This is a genomic window from Chitinophagaceae bacterium, from assembly GCA_007695095.1.
In the GTDB taxonomy this organism is placed as follows: Bacteria; Bacteroidota; Bacteroidia; order Chitinophagales; family REEL01; genus REEL01.
In genome coordinates this window covers 1-12260 of record REEL01000169.1, presented here as the reverse complement: position 1 = coordinate 12260, position 12260 = coordinate 1, and the positions used below count along the sequence as shown (strand labels likewise).

Sequence of the window (12260 nt, the reverse complement as noted above, 5' to 3'; positions counted from 1 at the left end):
TTCTGTTTGACAAAATCTACTTTAAGTTCGAAAAAGCCAAAATAATTTAATATGACCGGTATAAATTGATTGTCAATTCTTCCTATTTATGTAAATTTACAGCTAATAATAAAATAGATTTATGTATTTTAAACCGGATTAACATTTTTAACTATTCATGGAAGACAAATCGCCCAAAAAGAACTGGCACGCACTTACTGAGCAGGAATGCTTAGAGGCATTAAAATCTGATATAAAAAAAGGTTTGTCAAAAGAGGCTTATGAAAGTCAATTATCAACTCATGGTAAGAATGAATTGCCGGTAGAGGATAAACAAAGTGCTATCGTCCGGTTTTTGCTGCAATTCCATAATGTCCTGATTTATCTGTTGATTACGGCATCTATTGTAACTGCATTTCTGGGGCACTGGATAGATACTTTTGTCATACTTGCCGTGGTATTTGTCAATGCGATTGTGGGTTTTATTCAGGAGGGCAAAGCAGAGGAAGCTATTGAACAGTTGCGGAAGATGTTGTCTCCTGTGGCCAATGTCATCAGAAACGGACAAAGGCAGGAAGTCAACGCTGATTCATTAGTGCCGGGTGATATAGTGTTGCTCAAATCGGGTGACAGGGTGCCGGCAGACCTTAGAATTTTAAATGCCAGAAATCTGCGTATAGAGGAAGCAATTTTGACAGGCGAATCAAAACCGGCTGAAAAAAACGAAGATATACTGGATGATAAAACCGGCTTAGCAGACCGGCTAAATATGGCTTTTTCGGGAACCATGGTAACCTACGGAAGGGGCACAGGTGTTGTTGTTGAAACCGGTATGGAAACAGAAATCGGTAAAATCAGGCAAATGATTTCTGATGTCGAAAAACTCACCACTCCCTTGCTACGCAAAATGAATGCCTTTGCAAAATGGCTTTCTATCATCATCATTGCAATTTCAGTACTCATTCTGCTTTTTGGCTGGTTGTTCACAGAAGAACCTCTAAAGTCTTTATTCCTTTCTGTTATTGCACTGGCTGTTGCCGCCATCCCGGAAGGGCTTCCGGCCATTATGACCATCACTTTGGCTATAGGCGTGCGAAAAATGGCAGCCAGAAACGCTATTATCAGGAAACTGCCTGCTGTAGAAACACTTGGCTCAGTGAGTGTCATCTGTACGGATAAAACCGGTACACTCACACGCAATGAAATGATGGTGATGTACATTAAAACTAAGCATGATGATGTGCGAGTTACCGGCAAGGGCTATATGCCCGAGGGAAAATTCTCTCAATCAGATGAAGAAATCAATCCGCTTGAATCAGAGAAATTAAAAAACCTTTTGCAATGTGCTGTATATTGCAATGATGCAGAAATTGTAAAAGACAAGGCCGGTGAGTGGATACTCAATGGCGACCCTACCGAAGGGGCATTGATGAGTGTTGCCATGAAAGCCGGATTAAATAAGGAAAATGCGAAGAGAATTGACTTCATTCCTTTTGAATCGGAAAACAAATATATGGCTACGCTCAATGAATCAGATGATGAGCGGATAGTTTTTGTGAAAGGTGCTGCGGAACGTATAATTGACTTCAGTAATTTAGATAGTGAGCAAAAAAAGGAATGGGTTGAAAGCATGAATCAATTAGCTGCTGAAGGCCTGAGAGTAATGGGTTTGGCATTGAAAAAGATGGCTCCTGATACAGAAAAAATTACAGAAAAAGAGGTTAAATCCGAACTTGAATTTCTTGGCTTAGTCGGTATCATCGACCCTCCAAGAGAGGAAGCAATCACTTCTATTGAACATTGCAAAGAAGCGGGCATTAAAATAAAAATGATTACCGGGGATCATGCCGTTACGGCTTCTGCCATCGGGAAGAAAATTGGCATTGAAAACAGTGAAAATGTAATTACCGGCAATGAACTTAGTGAGTTCAAAACAGATGAAGAATGGATAAAGGCGGCAAATGAGTATTCCATTTTTGCCAGAACGAATCCGGAGCATAAACTCAAATTAGTTGAAGCCTTACAAAGTCAGCAGCAGGTGATTGCCATGACCGGTGACGGAGTGAATGATGCACCCGCACTAAAACGCGCAGATGTTGGTATTGCCATGGGCATTAAAGGAACAGAAGTTACCAAAAATGCAGCGGATATGGTTTTGGCAGATGACAATTTTAATTCCATTGAAAGTGCTGTAGAAGAGGGCAGGACTATCTATCAGAATCTCCGCAAAGCAATTTTGTTTATTTTGCCGACCAATGGTGCTGAAGCCTTGCTGATTATCAGTTCCATTATAGCCGGATTTACTTTGCCCATTACTCCTGTACAGGTTTTGTGGGTAAATATGGTAACAGCAGTTACGCTGGCATTGGCCCTGGCTTTCGAACCAACAGAGAAAGACATTATGAAATTACCGCCCAGGCCTTCTGATGAGCCTGTCATTGGGGGTTATTTTATCTGGAGGATTTTCTTTGTTTCTATTTTGGTGGCAGGCTTGTCTTTGGCTTTATTTTTTTATTTTAAAATCAATTACTCGGTGGAGTTTGCCCGCACAATTGCATTAAACACACTTGTGGCAGGACAGGTATTTTATCTTTTCAACAGCAGGTATCTTTACAACTCTAACTTATCTTTTGCCGGTATTTTTGGCAACTCCAAAGTCCTAATCGCTGCAGGTGTATTGCTCATTCTTCAACTCAGTCTGACTTACCTGCCTTTTATGCAAACCTGGTTTGAAACGCAATCACTTGAGTTGTATCATTGGCTGATTTTAACTGCTTGCGGTTTGACAGTGTTTTTATGTGTGGAATTTGAAAAGTGGGTTTATAGAAGGTTTGTGATGTGATGATATACTTTTGGATTGGAAATTTGAAAGAGTGGAGGTAGTCATTTTGAAGCAATCTGTGAAATCTTTGGAAAAGAAATAAAAATTATTGCTTCATTGCTTCATTGTTCCATTGTTATAACAAGATAACAAGTTTGCAAACCAACTAATTTAGTACATAAATCAAAAGTTAACAATAGAACAATCGAGCAATGGAACAATGGTTATAATCCCGTCGCTATTCAGGATTTGTAATCCCGAACTTGACTTTTTGAAATCATGCTTTCAGATTGCAAATCCGAAAGAGCGGAGGCTATGCCGGTGGAACTGGTTTAATTGATGTAAATTTGATTGAGTAAATTTGAGTGTTTTAGGAAAGTGGTCATGCGTGGTCATACTTTTGGATTACAAATCCGAAAGAGCGCTACTGTGTGCCTTGAGAGTAAATACAGATAAAATGGCAAACCCACAAAATAAAGAATCTACAAAACATCAAACATCTCGTGCAAAGCAAATCCTTTCTGCTATGAGTCTGCAGGAAAAAGTGCATGAAATGAGCGGGAATGGAATCTGGCCGACAGTGAAAGGAATGATGTTCAAAGGGCACGTACTGCCGGTCAAAGCAGGAGGCAGTCAAAAACATGCTTTGCCTTCCATATCATTTACAGACGGGCCGAGAGGTGTGGCAGTAGCAAAATCCACTTCCTTTCCCGTTACAATGGCACGTGGAGCCAGTTGGGATATTGAACTGGAAAAAAGAATTGGTGAAGTGATGGGTATTGAAGCCCGTGCTGCCGGGGCAAACTATTCCGGGGCAGTATGTGTAAACCAGCTCCGACATCCGGCATGGGGCAGGGCTCAGGAAACTTACGGAGAGGATTCCTGGCTGCTGGGAGAAATGGGCGGCGCATTGGTTAAAGGGATTCAGCAACACAATGTTATGGCTTGTGTGAAACACTTTGCTTTGAACAATATCGAAAACAACCGTTTTCATGTTGATGTTCAAGCAGATGAGCGCACTCTCAGAGAGGTTTATCTTCCCCACTTTAAAAAGTGTATTGATGCAGGTGCTGCTACGGTCATGAGTGCGTATAACAAATTCAGAGGCGAATATTGCGGACACAGCCATTATCTGCTTATCGAAATTTTACGCAATGAATGGGGATTTACTGGCTTTGTCACCTCCGACTGGTTGTGGGGGCTTAAAGACACGCGCAAAGGGATTTTAGCCGGCATGCATATTGAAATGCCCGGTGCAAAATATTATACTTTCAAAAAAGTAAAAAAACTACTCGACAAAGGTGATATTACAATGCAGGATATTGACCGCCTTGTTTTACCCGTCATTCAAACTAAACTGGAATGGGCTGAAAGAAAAGACACACAGGATTACCCGGCAAGCCTTCTGGCATCTGACAGCCACACCCAATTGGCTCGTGAAACGGCTGAAAAAAGTATGGTACTCCTGAAAAACAGAGATGCTCTTCTGCCTTTAAATCAAAAAAATATCCGCAAATTAGCCATAGTAGGCTCGGCTGCTAAAACACCTAACGACGGTGACAGGGCAAGCAGTAAAGTTGTTCCACCTTATATTGTAAGTCCTTTTGAAGGTATTTCGAATTACGTGGATAGCAATACTGAAATTTTATATGCAAGTGAAAATAGATTAGAGGATGTTAAAGCCGTTTGCAAAGAAGCTGATGCGGTAGTGATTATTGCAGCCTACAATCACAAAGAAGAGGGAGAATTTATTCACCTGCTTGGCGGCAAAGGAAAGCCGGGCAAAAAACCAATTCTGGCTAAAATCGGGATGTTAAGTAATGGAGACAGAAATTCTCTTGAACTCCCGGAACGCGACCTGAAAGTCATTGAAAAAGTTACTGAAATAACCAATAAAGCTATCGTTTGCCTGGTTGGAGGCAGCGCAATCACTATGGAAAGCTGGAAAGAAAAAGCCGGTGCTATTTTAATGACTTTTTACGGAGGCATGGAAGGTGGCAATGCCCTGACAAACTTACTTTTCGGTGAGGTTAACCCAAGTGGGAAACTACCTTTCACAATTCCAGAACAAGCAAATGACTTACCATTTTTTGATCCCTATTGTGACAGCATAGAATATGGCTATTACCATGGTTACGCATTAATGGACAAAAAGGGGAAAAAGCCTGCATTTCCATTTGGATTTGGCTTGAGTTATACGCAATTTAGTTATGCAAACTTACAAGTCCACACACCCCTTTTAACTGCAAAAAATAACATCCTCAAGCTTAACATAACAGTATCCAATACCGGTAAAGTTGCCGGAGAAGAGGTTACTCAACTATACATTGGGTTTGAGCAGTCAAAAATTGACAGGCCGCTAAAATTGCTCCGTGGATTTAGAAAAACTCACCTTCATCCGTCTGAGGAGAAGACGATTTCTTTTGAAGTTTCAATTGAAGACCTTGCCCTGTACAATCCTGAGGACAAAACCTGGCAAATTGAACATATGGAATACACAATTTATGTTGGCGGTTCATCAGTAACAGAACAATTGTTGAAAGGGTATTTCAGGGTAGATGCTGGAAGCGGGTTAAAAACTTAGTGTACAAGTATTCTTGACTAATTGCTATTCGGGATCTGTAGCCACGAGCATGATTTTGTGAATTTAAACTTTCAGATTACACATCCGAAAGAGCGCTCCGGTAACAGCTAATCTATTATATGTGCATTTTTTTTATCTTAGTCTTTTAGTTTGATGAAATTATCACTATACCAACAACAAATAATTAAATAAAATGAAACATGTATTAACTTTCCTGACAGTAATTTTATGTAGTTTTTATGCTTTTTCACAAAATCCTAACCCATCAGCCTCTATTGATAGCGAAATTGAAGCAATCATGGATTCACGTAGATTACCCGGCACTTCGACTGTAGTCGTTAAAGATGGCGAAATAGTATGGATGCAAAGCTACGGATATGCAAACACCGACTTACAAGCACCTTTCACAGATACAACTTCACTAATGCTGGCTTCAATATCAAAAGTATTCACCGGGGTTGCACTCATGCAATTATATGAAGACGGTTTATTTTCACTGGATGACGATATCAATGATTATTTGCCTTTTGATGTTCTTATTCCTAATTATGAATCTCACCCAATTACGTTTCGGATGCTTATGACGCATACATCTTCTATAAGAGATAATTGGAATGCGATGAACAACTATTACAACAATAACGGAGACCCGACGATATCTTTGGCTGAGTGTATGGAAAGATACTTTTCAACTTCCGGCAGTGATTACAACCAAAACCAAAACTTTTTTAATAGCCAACCGGGAACAGTTTATCAGTATTCAAACATGGCTTCTGCTCTGTCCGGTTATTTGGTAGAAGTAATTTCAGGAATGCCTTTTAATGAATATTGCAATCAGCATATTTTCACTCCATTTTGCATGAATAATACGCGTTGGTTTCTTTCGGAGTACCCAAACTTAAATGCAGTTGCCAATCCGCATGATTTCTTTTCGTCTCAATATGATCCTATTGACCATTATGGCTTTGCAGACTATCCGAATGGATTACTTCGCTCTAATGTAAGTGATCTGGCAAATTTTATGATAACCATTTTACAAAACGGCACATTTCATAATGAAGAATTACTGTCAAGCGCTTCTATAAATAGTATGTTTACTGAACAAATTCCTTCTATTGAAACTAGACAGGGATTAAAGTTTTATAAAGAAAACTTCAGTGTTTCCGGCGGAAATATTTTGTTATGGGGGCATAGTGGCGGTGAGTATGGCATAGGCACTGAAATGTATTTTGACCATGATAATAATATGGGCATAGCTGTTATAGCCAATGGCGATAATGATCCCTATGAAATATTGGAAATTTTATATGATTACGGCCTTACTTTATCTCCTTCCGGCGTAGGAAATCCGGATTGTGATTTTATCAGCAGCATTCAGGAAACAAAAGCTTTAAATTCATTTACTATCTATCCCAACCCGGCTAATGATATAGTTATCTTTGAAAATGATAATTTAACTACAGATCAGCACAAAATCATTATTTCAGATTTAACCGGGCGGAAAATTATCCAGGCATTAACGAGTGAGCCTAAAAAAGAAATAAATGTTTCAAATTTACCGATGGGGGTTTATTTTTATTCAATAAGAACAAATAGCAATTTGATTGAAACAGGCAGATTAATCATAAATGATTGATGGTTTTTGAACATAGAAATTTTTAATTTTTGCTTATAAAGTCATTTGTTTGAAATGGTAAAAGTTTCGCTATTTTTACGCTACAAATCATTGAGTACTTTAAGAGTAAAAGAACTTCTATTGAATAAAAATGAATGAACTCTATAAACAAATTTCAATCCCTGATTATTCTTGCATCTGTAATCTTTGGACTTTTATTAGGGCAAATTGATTTATTAGGAGTTTTCGCAGCAAGTTTTATAGTTCCTTTTTTAATAATTATGCTATTTGGAATTTTTCTGAATATTCCCATGGCAGATTTGTTTAAAAGTTTTAGAAATACGAATTTTTTTTCTGCAAACATTTTAATCAATTTCATTTGGACACCTCTGTTTGCTTATTTTTTAGGCTATTTTTTGTTACAAAATGATTTAAGTATTTGGATTGGGTTTGTAATGCTTATGGTGACTCCTTGCACGGATTGGTATCTGATTTTTACCGGAATTGCAAGGGGAAACCTCCCATTAAGTACCTCTGTTCTTCCGCTGAATTTAGTTTTGCAGGTGTTTTTACTACCTGTCTATTTGCTTTTGTTTTTTGGGCAAACAGGCTCGGTTGATTCAAGAGTTTTAATAGAAAGTATTGCATATATTTTGCTAATACCCTTCATTATGGCTCAACTCATTAAATTTGTTTCCCGCATTATCAGTAAATCTGATTTTATAAAAAAGAGGGTTTCTCCATTTTTTGAGAAGAGTCAGGTGATTTTTTTGGGATTGGCAATAATGGCAATATTTGCCTCTCAAGGGTCTTATTTGACAGATAATCTGCGAGTTGTGCTAATTTTGATTATTCCACTGTTGTTATTTTTCATAGTGAATTTCTTTTTAGGCAGATTGTTGAGCAAGCTGCTTAAATTTAATTATGCAGATTCTGTAAGCTTAAATTTAACGACATTAGCAAGAAACTCACCCATTGCATTGGCGATTGCTGTTACAGCTTTTCCAAACGATCCGCTAATTGCCTTAGCTCTGGTTATTGGGCCATTGATAGAATTGCCTGTATTGGCATTGGTATCACAAGTTTTATTAAAAATGAGAAGAGAACAAATTAAGAAAGAAAAATTGGTGTAGAATGTCGATTTTAAAGTAAGAATGCCGCTCAGAAGATACTTCTAAACGACATTCTTGATTGGGGAGACTGTTTGTTTACTTCTCAGAAAGAACTTTATCCAGTTCTGCTTTTGATTTTCCGAGTTTCTTTTGAATTTTAGCATACATTTCTTCTTGTTTCCCTTCTGCATACATCAAGTCATTATCTGTTAACGTAGCAAATTTCTTTTTAAGTTTTGCTTTTTGCTCATTCCAGGTTCCTTTAGCTTCAGTCTTGTTCATAATGTTTTAATTTAATGGTGAAAAAATTATCCACTTAATAAAGATGCATATATTGAAGCCAAAAAGTATTATATAATTTTGCAATAAACTTACATTGTTTGAATATTTTTTTAAATAGTTTTACTCTCTTTAGCATTTATCTGAACTCTTATTAGACTAAAAACAAAGCATTGTATTAAACAAAAAGCGCCCCGTTTTAACACGAGACGCTTTTCTGCTTGAAATTTCTTTCTAAAGCTATATTTCTACCGGCTTATAATTCACCAATATTTCCCTGGCTAATTATAGTGGTGGAATTAATTATAGACTCATATACGTTTAAATATCCGTCATAAACTACCCAGTCATCATATTTAATTGGGGTTCCGTTTTTCAATACATATACGTTAGTTATACTCTTACCTGTTGAGCCATTTATGTTGTTTAAATCAAGAACAACCTGTCCACCACCTACAGTTGTAACATCGCCCAAAAGAATTTGCGCAGGATGTGTTTCACCTGATAATGTTCCATTCAGTGAAATGCTAACAAGCGTATTGTTGTTTTTTCTTTTTTCAAAGCGAACTTGACCTGAAACACCTGATGTATTAAACTCAGTTAAAGAATAATTTTCACTGGCACCGGTTAGTTTGTTACCACCAATATCACCTTGAGCTATAATTACTCCCAGGTTATTCGCACTTTGGTGAACATTAATGTAGCCATTAAATGCGATTAGTTGCTCATAAGTAACTGAAGTGTTATCGTCTAATTTTGAAACTGAGGTAACGCTAATTCCTTGTGCATTAACAGGATTAAGGGTTAAAGCTATCCCACCTGATTCAATGGCAGAGTTTACATGAATGTGAGCCGGATGGTTCCCGCTGGTTATTCCGCTTAGTGTAATTTCAATAGTTGTAGAACTGCTTCTCTTATAAAAAGTAACGGTTCCGGACACTCCTAAAGCATCTTTTGTTTTAAGGTCATAAGTTTCTTCTGCTAATACTATGTCTTTATCATCGTCATCATCTTTTTTACATCCCGTAAAAAGGAATACAAATAAGACAGCAAATAGTGATAAGGATAAAATAGATTTTGTTTTTGAGATAGTCATTTTTTTTTGTTTAAAGTTTTGAAAAATCAACAGTACAAAGTTGCATCCAATTACTTCAGAATCATTACATAATTAAATATAAGAGTTACAACTTTCTTAGATTGTCATGCAAGATTTATATTGATTACAGTTGATTTATATGGCTCGCCTCAATTTATTAGCGAATCATGATTATCAAAACTTTATAATGATAGAATACGCAAAGTTCCTTTTGACGCTTTAATCGTCCTTTTTTTTAGATAAAATCTATTGTTTAAGAGTATCATTTTTTTAAAGCAGTTTTAATTCTTAAATTCCACACTTTTAAAGAACAATATAAAGTTATACACGTTAATTTTTGTGGAGATTTTTAATGAATGTTCTAAGCTGTATCTATTATTAAAATAAAACAAAAAAAATCATTTTTTTTTAAAAAAAACTATTCAGAAATGAGATTTTTTTATTAATATGTGATTTGAAAATTTAAGCATTCTTTTTAGACAAAAAATATTTTTAAACTTTAAAAAAAACAAAAAAAGTTATGAGTAATTCAAGTAATGGTAAATGTCCGGTTATGCATGGAGCAAATTCCACGGCAAGCCAATCAGTATTTAATTGGTGGCCCAAAGCACTTAATTTAGATATACTGCATCAGCATGATACTAAATCAAATCCTTTGGGGGAAGATTTTGATTATGCTGAAGAATTTAAAAAACTGGATTTAGAAGCCGTTAAAAATGATTTAAAAGCATTTATGACAGATAGTCAGGATTGGTGGCCGGCAGATTACGGTCATTACGGAGGTTTGATGATTCGTATGGCTTGGCATGCGGCCGGTACATATAGAATAGCTGATGGCAGGGGTGGTAGTAATACCGGAAATTTACGTTTTGCTCCATTAAATAGCTGGCCTGATAATGCAAATTTAGACAAGGCTAGAAGACTTTTGTGGCCGATAAAGAAAAAATATGGAAATAAGTTATCATGGGGAGACTTAATGATTTTAGCCGGAACAATGGCTTATGAATCCATGGGTTTAAAGACTTTTGGTTTTGCCGGTGGCAGGAAAGATATATGGCATCCGGAAAAAGATATTTTTTGGGGGGCTGAAAAAGAATGGTTAGCTGAGACTAAAAATCGTTATGGAGATGATCAGAACAGAGAGTCCCTTGAAAATCCATTAGCTGCTGTACAAATGGGATTGATCTATGTTAACCCCGAAGGTGTTGACGGGAAACCGGATCCTTTAAAGACTGCTATAGATGTAAGAACGACTTTCAAACGTATGGCCATGAATGATGAGGAAACAGTAGCTTTAACTGCCGGAGGACACACAGTAGGGAAAACTCACGGAAATGGAGATGCATCTATCTTAGGTAGTGAGCCTGAAGGAGCAGAAGTCTACGAACAAGGTTTAGGTTGGAAAAACCCAACCGGAAAAGGTGTGGCTGAGGATACAGTTACAAGTGGATTAGAAGGTGCATGGACAACCAATCCTACAAAATGGGATGACGGATATTTCTATTTATTGTTTAATTACGAATGGGAGTTAAAAAAGAGCCCGGCAGGTGCCTGGCAGTGGGAACCAATTAATATTAAAGAGGAAGATAAGCCGGTTGATGCATTCAATCCGAATAAGCGGAACAACCCAATTATGACAGATGCAGATATGGCCATGATAAAAGATCCGATTTATCGCAAAATTTCTGAAAGATTCTATAAAGATCCTGATTACTTAGCTGAAGTTTTTGCCCGTGCATGGTTTAAATTAACACATCGTGATTTAGGACCAAAAAGCAGATACCTAGGTCCGGATGTACCGCAGGAAGATTTAATTTGGCAAGACCCGATTCCTTCAGTAGACTACTCATTAAGTGATACTGAAATTAAGGATTTAAAAAATAAACTACTCAATAGCGGATTGACAAGAACTGAACTTATCAATACTGCATGGGACAGTGCCAGAACATTCCGCAGCTCTGATTACAGAGGTGGAGCCAATGGTGCCAGAATTCGTTTGGCTCCTCAGAAAGACTGGGTAGGAAATGAACCGGAGCGTCTTGAAAAAGTGTTAAACAAATTAACGGAAATTCAGTCAGGGCTTGATAAAAAAGTGAGTATTGCTGACCTGATTGTACTTGGTGGAAGTGCAGCAGTTGAAAAAGCCGCACAAGAAGCCGGTGTAAATATCACAGTACCATTTAGTCCGGGAAGGGGAGATGCAACAGACGAAATGACAGATGCTGAATCATTTGCTGATTTGGAGCCTATACATGATGGCTTTAGAAACTGGCAGAAAAAACATTATGATGTGAACCCGGAAGAATTGATGTTAGACAGAACGCAATTAATGGGCTTAACAGCTCCGGAAATGACTGTTTTAGTTGGTGGAATGCGCGTTTTGGGAACAAATTACGGAGATTCTCAGCATGGAGTGTTTACAGATAAGAAAGGTGTTTTAACCAACGACTTTTTTGTGAACCTTACGGATATGAACTATACCTGGAAACCAACCGGTAGAAATTCATATGATATAGTTGATCGTAATTCAGGCGAAACGAAGTGGACTGCCACAAGAGTAGATTTAGTGTTTGGTTCCAATTCTATTTTACGTGCATATGCAGAAGTCTATGCTCAGAATGATAATAAAGAGAAGTTTGTGAAAGACTTTGTGAAAGCATGGACAAAAGTGATGAACGCTGACAGATATGATTTAAAATAGTTATTTCTGTAGAAAACATCCGGTCAATTTTTGAAAGTTGAATCTTTTTAACATTGACTATTTTTTCTGAAAA

General features: G+C 37.4%; 7 protein-coding genes. 5 read left to right on the top strand and 2 right to left on the bottom strand.

The features are described from left to right. Positions 1 to 157: 157 nt before the first annotated feature. From EA412_14100 to EA412_14085, 4 genes are all read left to right on the top strand, one after another. Complete coding sequence (locus tag EA412_14100) at positions 158 to 2821, top strand: cation-transporting P-type ATPase (GenBank protein ID TVR76251.1); 2664 nt, start codon at positions 158 to 160, stop codon at positions 2819 to 2821. A gap of 379 nt (positions 2822 to 3200) precedes the next feature. After that, entirely contained in the window at positions 3201 to 5384 is a 2184-nt protein-coding gene (locus EA412_14095; GenBank protein TVR76250.1) for a glycosyl hydrolase, read from the top strand. Positions 5385 to 5577: 193 nt separating this feature from the next. Continuing rightward, positions 5578 to 7020, top strand: coding sequence for a T9SS C-terminal target domain-containing protein (locus EA412_14090; GenBank protein TVR76249.1), 1443 nt, complete (start codon positions 5578 to 5580; stop codon positions 7018 to 7020). A gap of 134 nt (positions 7021 to 7154) precedes the next feature. Further along, a complete protein-coding gene (locus tag EA412_14085; GenBank protein ID TVR76248.1) occupies positions 7155 to 8132 on the top strand; it encodes an arsenic resistance protein in 978 nt (325 codons plus the stop codon). A gap of 75 nt (positions 8133 to 8207) precedes the next feature. On the opposite strand, the gene EA412_14080 is transcribed toward EA412_14085, so the two are convergent. Both EA412_14080 and EA412_14075 read right to left on the bottom strand, forming a co-directional pair. Then, positions 8208 to 8393: a CsbD family protein gene (locus tag EA412_14080; GenBank protein ID TVR76247.1), complete on the bottom strand. Its 186-nt coding sequence runs from the start codon at positions 8391 to 8393 to the stop codon at positions 8208 to 8210. A 253-nt stretch (positions 8394 to 8646) separates the two neighbouring features. Further along, positions 8647 to 9486 carry a CHRD domain-containing protein gene (locus EA412_14075; GenBank protein TVR76246.1) on the bottom strand — a complete coding sequence of 280 codons (840 nt, stop codon included), beginning with the start codon at positions 9484 to 9486 and terminating at the stop codon, positions 8647 to 8649. Between the two features lie 520 nt (positions 9487 to 10006). On the opposite strand from EA412_14075, the gene katG reads away from it, so the two are divergent. Continuing rightward, entirely contained in the window at positions 10007 to 12187 is a 2181-nt protein-coding gene (gene katG, locus EA412_14070) for a catalase/peroxidase HPI (protein TVR76245.1), read from the top strand. Positions 12188 to 12260: the final 73 nt, after the last annotated feature.